We start from the raw sequence: 19,136 nt of genomic DNA on the forward strand, positions 1-19,136 counted from the left end.
ATTATGTTTAAAAAGTTAGTTGGACAATAAAGATATTTTATTGGAAACTAAATAGTATCCTGTGCTATACTGTAAAATAAAAAAGCGCCACAATAATAAACTGCAGCGCCTTTAAACATATTAAACAAACTAACTCTTTAATTATAACCTGGGTTCTGTTCATACAAACCTGGTTTCACTTCTAATTGACTTTGGTTTATAGGGTAGATAATAAAGTTAGCCTCCATTGGATTCATAACTCCAGCTGTATCATCAACATCCTCCCACGCATTGATTATATCTATCACCTTACCTGTTCTAACTAAATCATGAAATCTTAATCCTTCTCCAAAGAATTCTTTTCTTCTCTCTTCCAGAAGATCATCTAAATCAACATTTGAAACAGTTCCTAATCCAGCCCTAGCTCTCACATCGTTTACGATATCGTCTACTTGCTGACTCGGACCACTTTTTAAAAGAATCTCTGCTTTCATCATTAACACATCGGTGTAACGGATAACAGGGAAATCGACACCCCAGTTAAAACGATCTACAGGAAGTAAAGAGCTTATCGGCTCATCATCTGCATCTAAATCTAAATACTTAACAATCATGGCATCGTTACTCAAGCCTCCTGTATCGTCTACCCAGCTTCTTAAAATTGAATAATCATCTCTTACATCGGCACTTTCATAAGCATTTAATAATTCATTTGAAGGTGTAACAATACCATCACTAGGGCTACCACCTGCAAATGGTAAATGAACTCTTGCCCAAGCTTCATGATACATTAACGTTGGCAAAATGGTTCCAATTCCTCTATCGCCACCAACACCATCATTGATGTTCTGAATTGCAAAAACGATATCCTTATTATTCTCTGACGTTGTATTAAAAATGGTCGCATAATCCGTTACATCTCCAAATTGTCCGCTTGAAATAACATCATTAAAAAGCGTTAAAGCCTGAGACGTCATATCTACTCCCAAGCCTGGGCCTTCGATACTATAAGTTGGACCTGACATGGTTAAATACACTTTTCCTAATAAAGCTTTAGCTACTACAGAGGATGGTCTTCCTGCTTGCGGAGGAGTTGTTGGTAATAAACTAATCGCACTTTCTAAATCTGCTACAATTAAATCATATACCTCCTGAGGGGTAGCACGTGAAATTTCTAGAGCTTCGCTTGGTGTAATTATTTTATCAATTAAAGGAACTCCTCCAAAAAATCTAACTAAATCGAAATAGAAAAAAGCTCTTAAAAACTTTACTTCTCCTTCCATTCTTTCTCTTGTTGTTTGATCTGGAACTACATTATCGTTTAATTGCCCTAAGACTGTATTTGCTCTAAGTATTCCAACATAAGGATCATTCCACGCATCTCGAACTATAGGATTCGTTACCAGTGTTCTGGAAAAATTAGTTACTGGAATCCAATCACGTACCCCGGCTAATCCAGCGATGTAAACATTATCTGATCGCACTTCTGACAAATAAAACTGAGCAGAAGAATGGTATTTTATAGCATTGTAAACTCCTACAATGGCTTGTTCGAAATCTGTTTCATTTTCATAAAAGTCTGCAGCACTTCTGTTTGATAAAGGCGCCTGATCTAACTCACTTTCACAAGCACTAAATACCAATACTGACAAAAGACTTAGTAATATATATTTTTTCATATGTGTAATTTTTTGTTTCTAAAAGTTAAGATTAAGACCAAGGATGATAGATCTTGATAACGGGAACGCTCCATAGTCGTCTCCACTATTGTTCACAGCTTCTGGGTTAAATCCTCCATCATACTTATCTCCTCCGAACCAGTTTTCCATAGTGAAGTATATTCTTGCCCCAGATATTAACTCTGATTGTATTTGTGAACCTAAATCATATCCCAAACTAATGTTTCTTACTCTCCAGTAATCGTTATCATAAAGCCAATCGGTATTTTTAATTCTTCCGAAACTAGAAGGCGACTTACGAGTTTTTCCTGCCAAATCTGCCTCAGTTACAATAGCTCCTTCCTGCCAGATATAGCGATCTCTGGCTAACCCTAAAGTATTATCTGGTATTCCCATACCCGTTCTGTACATGGCACGACCAAATGTTGAATAGATTTTACCACCCCATTGCCCCTGCAGTTGCACAGATAAATCAAATCCTTTGTATTTAAACGTATTTGTAATACCCCAAACATAACTTGGATCCGGGTGTCCTGAATAGGTTCTATCATCGGCTGTAATAACACCATCTCCATTTTGATCTACATACTTAGGATCACCAGCTTCCTGATTTCCATACATAGGTACTCCATTATTAATATCTTCTGTTGTAAGCAATCCATCCTGTTGAACTAAGAATAAGGTATACATAGGCTTACCTACTTCTAAGATATTATGAGTAATATCCCATGATCCACCTAATATTGGTGTGTTGTTTGGCCCCAATTGTTTTACTTCGTTGGTGTTATGACTTAAATTGGCACTTGTTGTCCACGTAAAATCACCTCCTACTAAATTTCTTGTAGTTAATTCAACTTCCCAACCTTTGTTTAACACTTCTCCAATATTTGTAAGTGCCGTGCCAAAACCACTTGATGTTGGTACTGGAATGCTTAATAATAAATCAGTATTTCTTTTCGTATAATATTCTAATGAAGTAAAAATTCTACTATTAAATAATCCAATATCTAAACCTATATTGATTGATTCTGATTTTTCCCAACTTAAATCAGGGTTTGCAAAATTTGATGGTGATTGACCACTTGCAAATGAACCTCCAAAACTATAATTGGTATTACTTAAGTTTGCAATAGATTCGTAATTTCCAATATTATTATTTCCTGAAAGTCCCCAGCTACCTCTTAACTTTAACTCATTAAAAATGCCGTTGTCTTTCATAAAGTCTTCCTCTGTAATACGCCATCCCGCAGAAAGTGAAGGGAATGTACCAAATTTTGTATTATCACCAAATCTCGAAGATCCATCTCGTCTTAAAGTTGCCTGAAAGAAGTATTTTTCATTATAATCGTACTGCAACCTACCAAAATACGATATTAAAGTGTTTTTACTTTTTGAGGTTGATCCACTTGTTGTAGATGCTACATTTAAAGTTTCGATATCATCTGATGGGAATCCAGTAGCACTAATAGAATAATCTTCAAAATTAAATTCATTATAAGAATACCCTGCTAAAGCATTTAAGTTATGGTTTCCAAATGACTTTACATAATTTAAAGTATGCTCTGTAACGAAAGATGTTCTCGTATCTCCCGTTTTAGAACCAGAAGCAGTTCTATTTCTTGTAATCCAGGATGGAGTAAACCTGTTTGTTGTATTCATTTGAAGATCTGAATTTATGGTTCCTTTATACTTTAAACCTTTTAAAAATTCATATTCTAAAAATACTGTAGCAAGATTTCTGAATCTCTTAGTTGTTCTTTTATTAAACGTCGCTTCTGCAAGAGGGCTCACTCTACTTCCAGCCCATGCATATCTAGTGAAATCACCTGTATTAGTGTATAAAGCTCCTACCGAAGATTCAACAACAGGGGTCATCCCAACAATAATATGAGTAATTGCATCTTTTCCTTCAACTCCTGGATCATCAATAGTTCCGAAAGAAGGAGCTAAATTAATTCCAAATTTTAAATTTTCAGAAGGAGAAACCTCAACATTTGCCCTTAAATTAAATCTTTCATTATTCACACCAATAGCTATACCTTCCTGATCTGAATAATCTCCTGATATATAATAACGTGCTTTATCGTTTCCTCCCGTTGCAGATAACTGATAACTTTGAACTAATCCTTTTCTAAAATAAAGATCTTGCCAATCAACATAATCAAGACCAGGATGTCCCGGCATTAACCAACGTTCATCGTACATATAAGCAGTATTAATATCATCTGGACCTAACCCTAAAATAGCACGTCTTTGGTCGTTAGTATCACTTGATGTTGCTCCTTGATTTCCATAATTTCTAACATAAGCATAATTTTGATGCTCTATGGCTCGCTCTACCCACTCTTCAGCAGAAAGTACATCTAATTTTTTTACAGTTTCATTCCATCCTGCATAGGTATTAAAACTAATTTTTGGCTTTCCTGATTTCCCTCTTTTAGTAGTAATTAAAACAACACCATTTGAACCTCTGGATCCATAAATAGCTGTTGAAGATGCATCCTTTAAAACCTGGATAGATTCAATATCATTAGGATTTAAATTTGATGGCTGACCATCAGTATCCAAAGGAAACCCATCCACAACGTACAAAGGTTCATTACTAGCATTAATAGATCCGGATCCTCTTACTTGAATCGTAAAACCTGCTCCTGGCACACCACTGGTTTGTTTAACGCGAACCCCAGCCAACTGACCTACTAAAGCCTGATCCATTCTAACTAAAGGTCTTTCATCTAACCCCTCAGCTGAAAATGAAGCTACTGCACCGGTAATACTCGTTTTTTTCTGCGTACCATATCCAACAACCACAACTTCATCAAGCTGAGCATTATCGGTTTCTAATGATATATTATACACACTTTCACTTCCAACAACCTGTTCGGCACTTTTAAACCCGACATAAGAAAATACCAGAGTTTCTCCTGAAGAAACAGAAATATTAAAATTCCCATCGAAGTCTGTAGTGGTTCCCCGACTGGCTCCTTTTACAAGGACATTAACTCCGGGAAGTGGCAAGTTGGATTGATCTGTAACAGTTCCTGAAACTGTCTTTTCTTGAGCATAACTTGTTGTATACATAAGAGTAAACACAAGTAAACTCAATAAATGAGTTAATTTGTTTTTCATATGTTATTTAGTTTAGTTGTTTAATTCGTTTAATGAAAAAAAACACTTCTTTTCATCTAACCGGCACTCCAAATTAAATCTTAAATTCTTGTTAAAGCATCCTGTGCTTACCTGTATTTTTACAAAAAGAATCATTGATCCATTCTATAAATCACCGTAAACACCAGTAATAACTATAATTTTAAAAGCATTTTCTTTAATTATTTTAAATCTAAAAACTTAAAGAAACAGGACGCTACAGGATACTATTTATAAACCTAAAAAATACCTTTAACATCCAACTAAACTAAAAACACCACTAATTATGAAGATATTAAAGGGTATTTTAATAAGTCTTTTCATTTCATGTGTTTCATGTAGCAAACCCAATAATAAAATTCAAACAACAACTGTTATTGTTGAAACACCGTTTTCAATGCCTCCAATTGAAATCCCTGATTTTAACCATTCCAAACAATTTGACATCACAACTTTCGGAGCTGTTAAGGGCAACAAAGAAATAAACACCAAAGCCATTTCTGAAGCTATAAGTAAGGCTAATGAAATTGGAGGAGGCGTTGTAGTTATTCCTAAAGGCGAATGGTTAACAAAAACTATACATTTAAAAAGCAACGTTAATCTGCATTTAAATAAAGATGCTGTTTTATTATTTTCTGAAGCCCCTGAAGATTATCTTCCAGCGGTTCATACGACTTGGGAAGGTATGGAATGTTATAATTATTCTCCTTTAATTTATGCTTATAAATGTAAAAATATAGCCATTACCGGTGAGGGAAAGTTAAAGGCTAAAATGGATGTCTGGAAAACCTGGTTTCCTCGTCCCGAGCCACATATGAATAGTTTAAAACAACTTTACAATCTGGCGTCTTATAACAAGCCTGTTGAGGAGCGTCAAATGGTAAATGACACCGCACATTTCCGACCGCAGTTTATTCAATTCAATAGAAGTGAAAACATTTTACTGGAAGGTGTTTCTATTGAAAACAGTCCGTTTTGGACCATTCACCCTTATCTTTCAAAAGATGTAGTAATAAGAAATTTAAATGTGTACGCTCACGGACATAATAACGATGGTGTAGACCCAGAAATGAGTGAAAACGTATTAATTGAAAACTGCGTATTCGATCAAGGAGACGATGCTATTGCGATTAAATCTGGTAGAAATCAGGATGCCTGGCGCTTAAATACACCTTCAAAAAACATTGTTATGCGCAATTGCACCATGAAAAACGGACATCAATTGGTAGCCATAGGCAGTGAACTTTCTGGAGGTATCGAGAATGTTTTTGTAGACAACTGTAACGTAAATGATGGCGCTAAAATGTTTCATTTAGTCTTTATAAAAACCAATGAACGCCGTGGTGGTTATGTAAAAAACGTTTTTGTTGAAAACATTAAAGCCGGTAAAATTTCAAAAGGTGTTTTAGGAATTGAAACCGATGTACTCTATCAATGGCGTGATTTAGTTCCAACCATAGAAAGGAAACTAACTCCTATTAGCGACGTGCATCTCAAAAATGTATCGGCTACAGAAACCGAATATTTATCAAAAATATTTGGTCAGGCTGAACTTCCAATTGAGAATATTTTCTTAAACAATGTTTCGGTAGAAAATATTCTAAAAGAGAAACACATACATGAAAATGTAATTAATTTCATGGAAAACTAATAATTGATTAATTACAAATGAAAACATAAAACATACGCCTTCAACTAAAACTAAACCAATGAGACCTTTAACATATTTATTAACCCTTTTACTAATTATTTCTGTTTCATGTAAATCGAATAATTCAAAAGCGGAAAACCAAATTCCAGTGATAGAAACAGGCAAAGCAAGTTCTGTTGCAAAAATCTGGATCGATTCTATTACTGGTCATAAAGTCGAAAAACTAATAGACAGAATAGGAGACAACCGAAGTTTTTACTTTCATAATAACCCGTTTTTAAAATCGGAAGACGGGACTGAAGATTTAATGATTTTTTCCGGTTCTTCTGAAATTGGAAATCAGTTTTTCACCGTCAATTTGAATACTAAAGAAGTTCAGCAAATCACCCACAAAAACGGAAGCAAACGCGGTGAAATTTTAGGTTCGAAAACCCGAAAAGTCTTTTACATGATAAAAGACAGTGTATTTGCCACGCATATCGACACACACGAAACCGAATTTATTTATAAATTCAGTGATGACGTTATTGGGTCGGTTACTACTTTAAATGCCGATGAAACCCTACTCGGTGGTGCTTTAATTACCAAAGAAGAAAACGACATCTTTAAAAAGAACCCTAAAAAATCCAGTTATTTCGATAAGATTTACGAAGCCAAACTGGAACGTAGTTTAGTCACTATTAACGTAAACACTAAAGCTTTAAGTAACATCTATTCTGAAAATGCCTGGTTAAATCACATTCAGTTTTCACCAACTAACCCAGATTTGTTAATGTATTGTCACGAAGGGCCGTGGCATAAAGTTAATAGAATTTGGAACATCAATATTAAAACGAAAGACACGGCATTAATTCACAAAAGAACCGTGGATCGCGAAATTGCAGGACACGAATTTTTTAGCCCAGACGGAAAAACCATTTGGTTCGATTTACAAATTCCGAGAAGCGTTACATTTTACCTTGCTGGCAAATATTTAGCAACGGGAAAAGAAACTCGCTACGGATTAAAACGAGACGAATGGTCCATTCATTACAACATTTCACCCGACCAGAAAACATTTGCTGGCGATGGCGGAGATTCTGGTCAAGTAGCGCGTGCTAAAGACGGCATGTGGTTATACCATTTTACACCAAAAGGAGACAGTTTAGTTTCTGAAAAACTAGTGAACATGAAAAACCATAACTACGATTTAGAACCAAATGTGCATTTTTCTCCTGACGGAAAACAAATTATCTTTAGAGCTAACTTCGAAGGAAGTGCACAAATTTACGCTGTCGATATCGCAAAACATCAACATTAAACTAAATATATTCAATTCTTTTAAATGAAAATTCAACACTCATATATATTATTTCTATTAGCTTGCGTTACGCTTGTTAATTGTAAAGAACTCGACACCGATTCAAAATCGCCATGGCCAGAGCAAACCAACACCACAAAACCCTGGACACGCTGGTGGTGGATGGGAAGTGCGGTCGATAAACCAAACATTAAATCGCACTTAATAGCTTTTGAAAAAGCAGGATTAGGTGGTGTAGAAATCACGCCTATTTACGGTGTTAAAGGCGAAGAAGAAAATTTCATAGACTTCCTGTCTCCCAAATACATGGATATTCTGGATTATACCATTCATATAGCCGATAGTTTGAATATGGGTGTCGATATGGTTTTAGGAACAGGATGGCCTTATGGTGGACCACAAGTCACGCCTGAACATGCTGCAACCCAACTTTTAGTTGAAAAATACGAAGTAAAAAAAGGCGCAACTATCAATACAACCATCAAACCTAAGGATGAAAAACAACACATGTTAGCAAGGCTATTGCATGTTATTACTTTTGATACTGATGGAAATGCAACCGAGATAACAGACAAACTAGAAAACGAAAAGCTAAACTGGCAAGCAACCAACTCCGATTACACGATTTATGCAGTATTTAGCGGAAAAACACGCCAACAGGTTAAGCGAGCTGCACCGGGCGGTAAAGGTTATACCTTAGACCACTACTCTACCGATGCTCTAAACGAATACGTCGTACCTTTTAATGAAGCTTTAACTGGATTCGACGGAAAAATTCGTGCTATTTTTAATGATAGTTACGAGGTTTACGGCACAACATTTACACCTCAATTCTTTGATGCATTTAAAACGCGTCGTGGTTACGATTTATTACCACATTTACAACAATTGCTAGACACTACCGATAACGATATTAGCAACCGTATTAAAAGTGATTACAGAGAAACCTTATCAGATTTATTACTAAATAAATTCAATGTTCCGTGGACAGACTGGGCAAATTCAAAACAATATAAAACAAAATTGCAAGCGCATGGTTCTCCTGGAAATCTTATCGATTTATATGCTTCAGCCGATATTCCGGAATGTGAAACATTTGGCTCTATGCCTTACGATATTCCTAGCTTCAGACGTGAATTAGAAGACATACGTGAAGGCGATGCCGATCCGGTAATGTTAAAATTCTCATCATCGGCAGCGCATATTGCCGGAAAACCATTAACCTCATCGGAAACCTTCACCTGGTTACGCGACCATTTTAAAACAGCCTTATCACAATGTAAACCCGAAGTTGAAGATTTAATGCTTAACGGTATCAACCACGTATTTTTGCATGGTTCCACGTACTCACCGGAACGTGCAGCCTGGCCGGGATGGAAATTCTATGCTTCGGTTAACTTTAACCCAAATAATACCATTTGGGAAGATGTACCATCACTTTTTTCATATATAGCTAATTGTCAATCCATACTGCAATCGGGGCAACCGGACAACGAAACTTTATTGTACTGGCCTATTTACGATACCTGGGGCAAAAACTTAAAAAACTCTTTATTCTTTCAGTTTAAAATTCACTCATTAGACGAATGGCTTCACGACACACCATTTTATGAAACCTGTAAAAGTTTAATGGCTAAAGGTTATAACACCGATTTTATTTCCGATCAATTTATTGCTGAAGCTTCGGTTAAAGATGGCTCGATTGTATTACCTGGCGGAACTTATAAATCGATAGTGGTTCCGGATTCTGAGTTTATGCCACTTGAAACCTTAAAAAAACTACTTGAGTTAAAACAAGCCGGTGCACATATAATTTTTGAAGGCTTGCCGGAATCGGTTCCTGGATTTCATGACTTTGAAAACCAGAACAAAATTTTATCAGATTTAATTTCTGAAAACCAATACGAATTTGAAACGACATCAGATTTATATAGAGATTTAAAAGCAGCAAATGTAAACCCTGAAACCTTAGTTGAAAGCGGGTTGAAATTTATTAGAAGAGATATTGATGGTGAAAAGATTTACTATCTGGTAAATCATACATCTAAAACTATAGACGATTTCCTTCCAATTGCTATTGGCAACAAAGAAGTCATTATTTTAGATCCTTTAACGCGCAATGTTGGAAATGCTATCGTTAAAAAAGAAGAGAACCAAACGCTTGTAAAACTTCAAATTGAGCCTGGTAAATCTTACATTCTTAAAAGCGAAAACAGCAAGTCTCAAAACGACTGGAATTATTTTAACGCTTCTGCGGAAGCTATTCCTTTAAATGGTTCTTGGACTATCAACTTTGAAAAAGGTGGACCACAACTTCCTGCTTCTACAACAATAGATTCATTACAATCCTGGACGACTTTAAGTCCCGAAGCTGAAGCTTTTTCAGGAACAGCTTCTTACACAATTCAATTTAATACTCCTGATATTGATGCAGATAACTGGAAACTAAACTTAGGAGATGTTCGCGAAAGTGCCAAAGTCTGGTTAAATGGCAAATATATTGGAGATGTCTGGTCGGCGCCTTTCAATATTCAATTAGGCAAATTGAAAAAAGGAAACAACGAATTAAAAATAAAAGTCACCAATTTGCCTGCAAACAGAATTCGCGCTAAAGAATTAAGAGGCGAAGAATGGAAAATCTTTTACGAGATTAACATGGTAAATAAAGATTATCAAAAATTTGATGCCACATTATGGAATCCGATGCCTTCCGGACTTTTAGGTCCTGTAACCTTAACACCACTAACAAAGACATTACAATAACATTTATCTTATGAAAAAGCTTTTTATATCATTCAGTTTAGGACTATTAATTTCAGGATTAAGTTTTGCTCAGCAACCTTTCAACAAAAAAGAAGTCTTGGAAGACATGCAACTTGCCAACAAATACTTTATGGAAAAATGGCAGGATGTAGGTAAAACGATTATCACAAATAAAGAACGTCCTAGTAACATCTGGACACGTGGCGTATATTACGAAGGATTAATGGCCTTATACGAAATATACCCTGACGAAGCCTATTACAAATATGCTTACGACTGGGCAGAATTCCATGACTGGGGTTTTAGAAATGGTAATGCCAACCGCAATGCCGATGATTATTGCGCAGCGCAAACCTATATTGATTTATACAATTTAGAACCCGATTCTAAAAAATTAAGAAACACGAAGGCTTGTATAAACATGCTTATGAATACCCCTCAATTGGACGACTGGTCTTGGATTGATGCTATACAAATGGGCATGCCGGTGTTTGCTAAATTAGGTGTTTTAGAAAATGATACACGCTATTTCGAAAAAATGTACGAAATGTATATGTACACCAGAGATAAACATGGCGACAACGGCCTTTACAATCCTAAAGATGGCCTTTGGTGGCGCGATGCCGATTTCGATCCGCCATACACCGAACCTAATGGCGAAGACTGCTACTGGAGTCGTGGTAACGGCTGGGTTATTGGTGCTTTAGCAAAAGTATTATCCATCATCCCGGAAGATGCGCCTCACCGCGATCAATACATAAAAGATTTAAAAGCTATGGCCGAAGCTTTAGTACCTATTCAGCGTAACGATGGTTTTTGGAATGTAAGTTTACACGATCCTTCACATTTTGGAGGTAAAGAAACTTCTGGGACTGCCTTATTTATTTACGGCATGGCCTACGGGGTTAACAATGGTATTTTAAGCAAAGACAAGTATTTGCCTGTAATTGAAAAAGGTTGGAATGGTATTATTCATGAAGCTTTAAACGACAACGGATTCCTTGGTTATTTGCAATCTACTGGAAAAGAACCTAAAGATGGCATGCCTTTATCGTACACCAAAGTACCAGATTTTGAAGATTATGGTTTAGGTTGTTTTCTTTTAGCTGGTGCCGAAATTTATAGAATGAAGTAATGAATTGAAAATAAAAATAATGGTTAAACTTAACTACTTAATTACGCTTCTACTTTCCGCAATAATTATTAAGATCAATGCTCAAAATAATGAAATTCCACTATGGGATAACATTCCTAACGCTATCGATAATAAAGATTATAAAGAAGAATTTCGATTAGATTCAAACGGAAATCCCAATGCTATTCGTTTAGTTTCTATTCCGACCCTCAAACCATTTTTGGTTGGAAATACAAATCCAGAAAATCCAGCGGTGATTATTTGTCCAGGTGGTGGTTACAGTGTTTTAGCGCATATAAAAGAAGGTGATAAAATTGCCGAATGGTTAAATTCCTTAGGCATTTCGGCCTTTGTATTAAAATATCGTTTACCGAGTGATGCCATTATGAAAGAAAAAACAATTGGCCCTTTGCAGGACGCCCAAGAAGCGATTAGAACCTTACGCAGAAATGCAGATAAATGGCATCTTGATGTTAATAAAATAGGCATTATAGGCTTTTCTGCTGGTGGACATTTAGCTTCAACAGCGTCTACCCATTTTAACGAAAAAGTTTATAAAGCTGATGATATTAGTGCGCGACCAGATTTTTCTATGCTTATTTACCCGGTTATTTCTATGGAAGATGACATTACACATAATGGTTCTAAAGTAAACTTATTAGGCAAAAATGCTACAAAAGCATTGATTGAAAAATATTCAAACGAAAAACAGGTTAACGAAAACACCCCTCCTACCATTTTAATTCACGCCACCAACGACGGTGCTGTTCCGGTTGAAAACAGCATCAACTATTATATGGCTTTAAAAGAACATAAAGTTCCTGCGGAAATGCATATTTACGAAGACGGTGGTCACGGTTTTGGTTTAGGCAGAATAGGTACACACACCCAATGGCCGGAAGCTTGCGAAAACTGGTTGAGACATAACAAATTTATTACTGAAAAACCGGTTTATATGTTTTCGTATTTTAAAGGAAATGGAGAAGATGGCTTACATCTGGCTTATAGTGAAAACGGCTATAAATGGCAATCACTTAAAAACGACCAATCGTTCTTAACCCCCGAAGTCGGAAAAGATAAATTGATGCGCGACCCTTGTATTATAAGAGGTGGTGACGGACTTTTCCATATGGTCTGGACGGTAAGCTGGACCGATAAAGGTATTGGTTACGCCTCTTCAAAGGATTTAATTAACTGGTCTGAGCAAAAATTCATTCCTGTAATGGCTCACGAAGAAGGCGCCAGAAATACCTGGGCTCCAGAAATAACATATAACAATAAAACTAAAGAATACATCATATATTGGGCGACAACCATTATTGGCAAATTTCCAGAAACGCAATCTACCGAAGACAATGGTTATAATCACAGGATGTATTTCACGAAAACAAAAGATTTTGAAACATTCACACCTACAAAGCTGTTTTACGAACCAGGATTTAATGTAATCGATGGGACCATTAAAAAAGTTATTGATGATAAATTCGTGATGTTCTTAAAAGACGAAACCAAAAAGCCAATTCAAAAGAACTTAAAAGTAGCGTTTAGCAACAAACTAGATGGTAATTATTCAGAAGCCAGCGCTCCAATCACAGGAAAATATTGGGCAGAAGGTCCAACAGCCATAAATATTGATGGAAAATGGGTGGTTTATTTCGACAAATATACCGATCATAAATACGGTGCTGTGCAATCAACTGATTTAAAACACTGGGAAGATATTTCAGATAAAATCGAATTTCCTAAAGGCACAAGACACGGAACCGTTTTTACTATATCTCAAGAAGAATTTCAAAAATTAAAAAAACAATAGTTAAATATGAAAGAAGTTTTTACTTTGCTGAAAAATAAAGAATAAATAAAATGACCTTAATATCATTAAATAATTAAAGTTAATGATATTAAGGTCATTTTTAAAAATATACTTTGCTAGTATATCCACATGAAATCATGCCAAAAAAAACAACCATATACGATATAGCTAAAGAACTAAATATTACTGCTGCCACTGTATCGAGAGCATTAAATGATAGTCCTAGGGTAAAAGAAGCGACAAAAGAATTGATTATCGAAACTGCAAAAAAAATGAACTATGAGCAAAACAAACTTGCTCAGGCTCTAAAAAGTGGTAAAAGTTTTAATGTTGGTGTTATTGTACCTTACATAAATAGTAACTTTTTTGCATCGGTTATTAGAGGCATAGAAGAAGAATTATACCCAAAAGGGTATCATGTAATTATTTGTCAAACTCATGATCAGGAGAATTTAGAAATTGAAAACATTACCTCTTTATTAAACGCCCAGGTTGATGGCATTTTAATGTCGATTTCTAATTCAAATATTGAAAATAATACAACATTTAAAAACTTATTAAAAAAACATGTGCCTCTCATTTTTTTCGACAGAAAAAAAGATATCAAAGGAGTAAGTTCAGTGACTATAGATGACTTTAAAGGCGCTTATTTAGCCACGCAACACCTCGTTGAACAAGGCTGTAAACGTATAGCTCACCTTTGTAACGACAGATCTTTAGAAATTTTCCAGAATCGTTTTTTAGGCTACAAACAAGCTATTTTAGATGCAGGTTTAGAATTTGATGACCGTTTAGTTGTTGAAACGGTAAGTAAAGTGGATGAAGCCCGAAAAAGCGCACAAAAACTACTAAATCTGAACCAAAGACCAGATGGTATTTTTGCCTCCTGCGATTTTTCGGCACTTGGAGCTATTAAAGAAATTAAAGGTAATGACTTAAGAATCCCGGAAGATATTTGTGTTACAGGTTTTAGTAACGAACCTTTTTCTCAGTTCATGGAACTTTCTATTACATCTGTAGACCAATCACCCTTGGAAATGGGACGCATTGCTGCTAATGTATTTTTAGATGAAGTACAAAACAGCGCAAAGATTAAATCCGAAAAGCAAGTCATTCTGGCTCCTGAACTTATAATTAGAAAATCATCTTTAAAATCAATTTTAATTAATCAATAATCCTACAGGCAAAATTTTTAAATTAAATTTGCAATCGATTACACAAAAATAGAAAAATATTTATATATTGCAACAAATTCTAAAAAAACTACATAATATAATACCAACTAAACAAATATTAATCTAAAACCTTAATAAATTGATAATATTCACAAACCATAAAGAAAGCTCTTAGCTTAAAAATCTAAAGCACATACTTGTACTTCTGCCAGTCAAAATAAACATAACCACCACAAACACTATTATTTAGTGTACTTTTACCAACTCAACCAAATAAGTGCATGAAGAAAAAGACCACCATTTACGATATAGCAAAAAGGCTTAACATAACTGCCGCTACAGTATCGAGAGCTTTAAATGGGAATTCAAAAATAAGCGAGGCCACTCGTAAATTAGTTAGCGAAACTGCAAAAGAAATGAACTATGAGCAAAACAAACTTGCTCAGGCCCTAAAAAGTGGAAAAAGCTATAATGTTGGGGTTATTGTGCCTCGTATAGATAGCAACTTCTTTGCATCAGTCATCAGGGGAATCGAAGAAGAACTTTACCCGCAAGGCTATCATGTTATCATTTGTCAAACACATGATCAAAAGGATTTAGAAACAGAAAACATCAATTCTCTACTAAATGCTCAGGTTGATGGTATTTTAATGTCTATTTCTAATGCACAAAATGGAAATGATGATAGTTTTAATGCCCTTATCAAAAAAAATGTACCTCTTATATTTTTCGATAGAAAAAAAGATCTTAAAGGTATCAGTTCGGTAACAATAGACGATTTTAAAGGAGCATATGATGCAACTAAACATTTAATCGATCAAGGCTATAAACGCATAGCACATTTGTCTAACGACCGATCAATTTTAATTTTTAAAAATCGTTATCTAGGGTATAAACAGGCTATTTTAGATAGTGGACTTGACTTTGATGAAAGTTTGGTTATAGAAACTCACAGTAAGGTACTGGAAGGCAGAAAAACGATGAAGAAATTATTGGAAATAAAACAGAGGCCAGATGCAGTGTTCTCTTCAAGTGACTTTACAGCATTAGGTGCTATCCAGGAAATTAAGGCACATGGCTTAAGAATTCCGGAAGATATTAGTGTTGTTGGTTTCAGTAATGAGCCGTTTACCCGATTTATGGAACTCTCTATTACATCAGTAGATCAGTCTCCAATAGAAATGGGGCGTCTTACTGCTCAGGTATTTTTAGAAGAAGTTAATAATGATAAACGTATAAAGTCTGAAAAACAAGTGGTACTAACACCGGAACTTATCGTTAGAAAATCATCACTTAAAACTCAGATACCAGACAAAGCTTAATTATCTAAAATCCTTATTAACCATAAAAAAGCCACACTTAAAGTGTGGCTTTTTTATGGTTTATAAATTTAAAATATCCATTACAAAGATACTCCTCTTCGCCAAGGAATAAAATCGTTTTGATTTAATAATTTGGCTTTTGTTTGAATTCTTCCGCTGGCAACTTCAATGATGAAATCTAACATCTCTTCTGCCATTTCATCAATGGTCTTTTCACCACGAATAACGGCTCCGGTTTCAATATCGATAATATCCGGCATTTTTTCCTTTAACTCAGTGTTAGATGACACTTTAATGATTGGAGCAATTGGGTTACCTGTTGGCGTTCCTAAACCTGTAGTGAATAATACCACATTAGCTCCAGAACCCACAAGACCTGTTGTACTCTCTACATCATTTCCAGGCGTACACAATAAGTTTAATCCAGGCTTAGAAATATATTCTCCGTAATCTAAAACGTCTTTTACAGGAGAAGTTCCTCCTTTTTTAGCTGCTCCAGCCGATTTCATAGCATCGGTAATTAAACCATCTTTAATGTTACCTGGCGACGGATTCATATCGAAACCTGAACCAGCATCAACAACCGATTTCTCGTAAGCTTTCATTAAGTCTAAGAACTTCTCTCCATCGGCATCATCAACACAACGGTTTACTAATTCCTGCTCAACACCACATAATTCAGGGAATTCAGCTAAAACTGCAGTTCCGTTAAGGGCTACTAATAAATCTGAAACCGCTCCTAAAGTCGGGTTTGCAGAAATACCAGAGAAACCATCAGATCCACCACATTCTAAACCAACTCTTAATTTCGATAACGGTGCTGGCTGACGTTCAATTTTATTGGCTTCTTTAATGGCTTCAAAAGAATCTTTAACAATCGCTGTTAACATCTCATCTACCGTACCCATTTGTTGCTGTTCGTAAATTAAAACAGGTTTGTTTAAATTTGGGTTAATAGCATCTAAAGCTTCTTTGAACACACTAATTTGAAGGTTTTGACACCCTAAACTTAATACGGTACATCCAGCAACGTTCGGGTTATTCACATACCCTGCTAATAACTTCGCTAAGCTCTCAGAATCCTGACGGATACCTCCACAACCACCCGGGTGCGTAATGAATTTCACATCGATATTATCGAAAACATCGGTTGACTGTTCTGCAACAGCAGATTCATCGCTCCCACTAACTAGAGAACGTAATAACATCTGGTGAGGGTTCACCTTTTGTTTTAAAAGTTCGCGTTCAAAAACGTCTTTTAAGATTTCAATGTTACGGTTTTCGCAAAATACTAATGGGAAAAACAACCATACATTTTCTGTTCCTACCTGCCCATCTTCGCGGTGATACCCCATAAAGGATTTATCCTGCCATTTCTCTACGTTAGGAGCTGTCCACTGAACAGTTTCTGTTCTTCCTGATACTTTCTCGCTTTGGTGTTTTACGTTTTCGGTGGTTAATACATCACCTTTTTCAATAACGCCATTCGCCGAACCTACTAATACGCTATACATGATGATACGGTCTCCCGGCTCAAAACGTTGTAAAGCAATTTTGTGCTTCGATTTTGTATCTGAAAGTACTTTTATATCTTCTCCTTCAAAAGAAACAACGTCTCCAGCCTTTAAATCCACCAATGCTACCGCAACATTATCGGGCGCATTTACTTTTATGATTTTCTTTTGCATTTTAAAAAATGTATTTCGTTAACTTTTAATAATTAAAGTTTCGCGCTGTAATTTGCGTAACCAGCTTCAATACCGTTAGCTTCAATTTCTTCTAAAGCTAAAGCAACAGCATTAGTTAAATTTTCAACTTTTGTTAAATCTTGTCCCCAGTATTCTTCAATAGACAATACATCGTTTGCCACCTGAGTATAATCGTTAGATTTCCAGATTTCAGCAAATTTAGCTACGATATCTGCACTATCCTGTACTGGTAATTCTTCTCCATTCCAAGAACCTTTATAGAAACGAATTAAAGATGCAAATGCAAATGTTAAGTTTGCTGGCACTTTTCCGTGAACATCTACATACCCTAATAAACTTGGCAATACACGTACTGTAAATTTAGAAATTGAATTTAAAGCAATGCTTGATAAGTTATGAATAATGAATGGATTTCTAAAACGATCGAAAATCTCTTCAGCGAAGCTATTTAACTCCTCGCGATCCATTTCTAAAGTATCGATAATTTCGTTGAAAACGGCTTTGTTAATAAACTCACCAGTAAAGTCGTTATCAACAGATTGCTTTACAGTTCTGTTTCCGTATAAGTAAGAGAACGGTACCATTGCTGTATGCGCTCCGTTTAAGATACGTACTTTACGCGTGCGGTAAGGTTGCATATCGTCTACAATCTTAACATCAAGATTGGTTTTATCGAATGGTAATTTCGCTTTTAAATCGTCTCCACCTTCAATAACCCACAATAGGAATACCTCTGCAGCTACAATTAAATTATCTGCATAATCTAACTGTCCATTGTATGCTTCAATTTCATCTTTTGGATATCCTGGTACAATTCTATCTACTAAGGTACTGTGGAAAGCATTATGCTCTAAAATCCAGTTTTTAAAATCGTCACCTAAATTCCAATCGGCGATGTATTTTAAAATGATTTCTTTTAAGGTTTCTGAGTTGTGATTGATTAACTCACAAGGAATAATAGTTAATCCTTTGCTTGCATCTCCATTAAAGTGCTTAAATCTTTCGTGTAAAAGTACTGTTAACTTAGCTGGGAAAGAACTTGGTGGTTGCATTTCGGCAGTATCGCTTTCAACGTAAGCAATACCAGCTTCAGTAGTATTAGAAATGATAAATTCTAACGTCTCTTCTTTTGCTAAACTTAAATACTCACCAAAATTAGCGTAAGGATCTACCCCTTTTACAATATTATCGATTAATTCAACTTCCTGAATTTCTTCACCTTTTTTAATACCCTTCATGAAAAGCGTATATAGTCCATCCTGATCGTTTAGCATGTTTACTAAACCTCTGTCGATAGGTTGTACAACGGCAATTCCGGCATTAAAATCTGCTTTCTTATTCAACTCTTGAATCGCGTAACCGATGAAGGCTCTTAAAAAGTTTCCTTCACCAAACTGTACTATTTTAATCGGACGTTTTTCTTCAAGTCCAACGTTTGCTCTATTTAATTTTTTTATTGTTGA

11 protein-coding genes are annotated in these 19,136 nt (G+C 35.5%); 7 read left to right on the forward strand and 4 right to left on the reverse strand.

Annotated features, from left to right (window positions below; genetic code table 11):
• Positions 1–137 precede the first annotated feature (137 nt).
• Both R1X58_RS03970 and R1X58_RS03975 read right to left on the reverse strand, forming a co-directional pair.
• Positions 138–1,658, reverse strand: coding sequence for a RagB/SusD family nutrient uptake outer membrane protein (locus R1X58_RS03970; RefSeq protein ID WP_240572061.1), 1,521 nt, complete (start codon positions 1,656–1,658; stop codon positions 138–140).
• An 18-nt stretch (positions 1,659–1,676) separates the two neighbouring features.
• On the reverse strand, positions 1,677–4,787 hold the full coding sequence (locus R1X58_RS03975) for a SusC/RagA family TonB-linked outer membrane protein (protein WP_240572062.1): 3,111 nt from the start codon (positions 4,785–4,787) through the stop codon (positions 1,677–1,679).
• Positions 4,788–5,091: 304 nt separating this feature from the next.
• Here R1X58_RS03975 and R1X58_RS03980 point away from each other — a divergent pair, with 304 nt between their 5' ends.
• From R1X58_RS03980 to R1X58_RS04010, 7 genes are all read left to right on the forward strand, one after another.
• Complete coding sequence (locus R1X58_RS03980) at positions 5,092–6,456, forward strand: glycoside hydrolase family 28 protein (RefSeq protein ID WP_240572063.1); 1,365 nt, start codon at positions 5,092–5,094, stop codon at positions 6,454–6,456.
• A 58-nt stretch (positions 6,457–6,514) separates the two neighbouring features.
• Positions 6,515–7,756, forward strand: a complete 1,242-nt coding sequence (locus tag R1X58_RS03985; protein WP_240572064.1) for an oligogalacturonate lyase family protein — start codon at positions 6,515–6,517, stop codon at positions 7,754–7,756.
• Between the two features lie 24 nt (positions 7,757–7,780).
• A complete protein-coding gene (locus R1X58_RS03990; protein ID WP_240572065.1) occupies positions 7,781–10,519 on the forward strand; it encodes a glycosyl hydrolase in 2,739 nt (912 codons plus the stop codon).
• A gap of 10 nt (positions 10,520–10,529) precedes the next feature.
• Positions 10,530–11,654 (forward strand): glycoside hydrolase family 88/105 protein, encoded by a 1,125-nt coding sequence (locus R1X58_RS03995; RefSeq protein ID WP_240572066.1) that lies wholly within the window; start codon positions 10,530–10,532, stop codon positions 11,652–11,654.
• A gap of 19 nt (positions 11,655–11,673) precedes the next feature.
• A complete protein-coding gene (locus tag R1X58_RS04000; protein WP_240572067.1) occupies positions 11,674–13,467 on the forward strand; it encodes a prolyl oligopeptidase family serine peptidase in 1,794 nt (597 codons plus the stop codon).
• A 137-nt stretch (positions 13,468–13,604) separates the two neighbouring features.
• The gene (locus tag R1X58_RS04005; RefSeq protein ID WP_240572673.1) at positions 13,605–14,642 is read left to right on the forward strand and encodes a LacI family DNA-binding transcriptional regulator; all 1,038 of its coding nucleotides are present in this window, start codon (positions 13,605–13,607) and stop codon (positions 14,640–14,642) included.
• Between the two features lie 281 nt (positions 14,643–14,923).
• The gene (locus R1X58_RS04010) at positions 14,924–15,964 is read left to right on the forward strand and encodes a LacI family DNA-binding transcriptional regulator (protein ID WP_240572068.1); all 1,041 of its coding nucleotides are present in this window, start codon (positions 14,924–14,926) and stop codon (positions 15,962–15,964) included.
• A gap of 80 nt (positions 15,965–16,044) precedes the next feature.
• On the opposite strand, the gene R1X58_RS04015 is transcribed toward R1X58_RS04010, so the two are convergent.
• Both R1X58_RS04015 and R1X58_RS04020 read right to left on the reverse strand, forming a co-directional pair.
• Positions 16,045–17,652, reverse strand: a complete 1,608-nt coding sequence (locus R1X58_RS04015) for a UxaA family hydrolase (RefSeq protein ID WP_240572069.1) — start codon at positions 17,650–17,652, stop codon at positions 16,045–16,047.
• Between the two features lie 32 nt (positions 17,653–17,684).
• Positions 17,685–19,130, reverse strand: a complete 1,446-nt coding sequence (locus R1X58_RS04020; protein ID WP_240572674.1) for a tagaturonate reductase — start codon at positions 19,128–19,130, stop codon at positions 17,685–17,687.
• Between the last annotated feature and the right edge of the window lie 6 nt (positions 19,131–19,136).

Origin of the sequence: Aestuariibaculum lutulentum (genome assembly GCF_032926325.1) — a bacterium.
Taxonomy (GTDB): Bacteria; Bacteroidota; Bacteroidia; order Flavobacteriales; family Flavobacteriaceae; genus Aestuariibaculum; species Aestuariibaculum lutulentum.

What these genes read in the sequence shown, in the direction of transcription:
- R1X58_RS03970 (WP_240572061.1), bottom strand. Translation starts at nt 1,658, where the DNA reads ATGAAAAAATATATATTACTAAGTCTTTTGTCAGTATTGGTATTTAGT.
- R1X58_RS03975 (WP_240572062.1), bottom strand. Translation starts at nt 4,787, where the DNA reads ATGAAAAACAAATTAACTCATTTATTGAGTTTACTTGTGTTTACTCTT.
- R1X58_RS03980 (WP_240572063.1), top strand. Translation starts at nt 5,092, where the DNA reads ATGAAGATATTAAAGGGTATTTTAATAAGTCTTTTCATTTCATGTGTT.
- R1X58_RS03985 (WP_240572064.1), top strand. Translation starts at nt 6,515, where the DNA reads ATGAGACCTTTAACATATTTATTAACCCTTTTACTAATTATTTCTGTT.
- R1X58_RS03990 (WP_240572065.1), top strand. Translation starts at nt 7,781, where the DNA reads ATGAAAATTCAACACTCATATATATTATTTCTATTAGCTTGCGTTACG.
- R1X58_RS03995 (WP_240572066.1), top strand. Translation starts at nt 10,530, where the DNA reads ATGAAAAAGCTTTTTATATCATTCAGTTTAGGACTATTAATTTCAGGA.
- R1X58_RS04000 (WP_240572067.1), top strand. Translation starts at nt 11,674, where the DNA reads ATGGTTAAACTTAACTACTTAATTACGCTTCTACTTTCCGCAATAATT.
- R1X58_RS04005 (WP_240572673.1), top strand. Translation starts at nt 13,605, where the DNA reads ATGCCAAAAAAAACAACCATATACGATATAGCTAAAGAACTAAATATT.
- R1X58_RS04010 (WP_240572068.1), top strand. Translation starts at nt 14,924, where the DNA reads ATGAAGAAAAAGACCACCATTTACGATATAGCAAAAAGGCTTAACATA.
- R1X58_RS04015 (WP_240572069.1), bottom strand. Translation starts at nt 17,652, where the DNA reads ATGCAAAAGAAAATCATAAAAGTAAATGCGCCCGATAATGTTGCGGTA.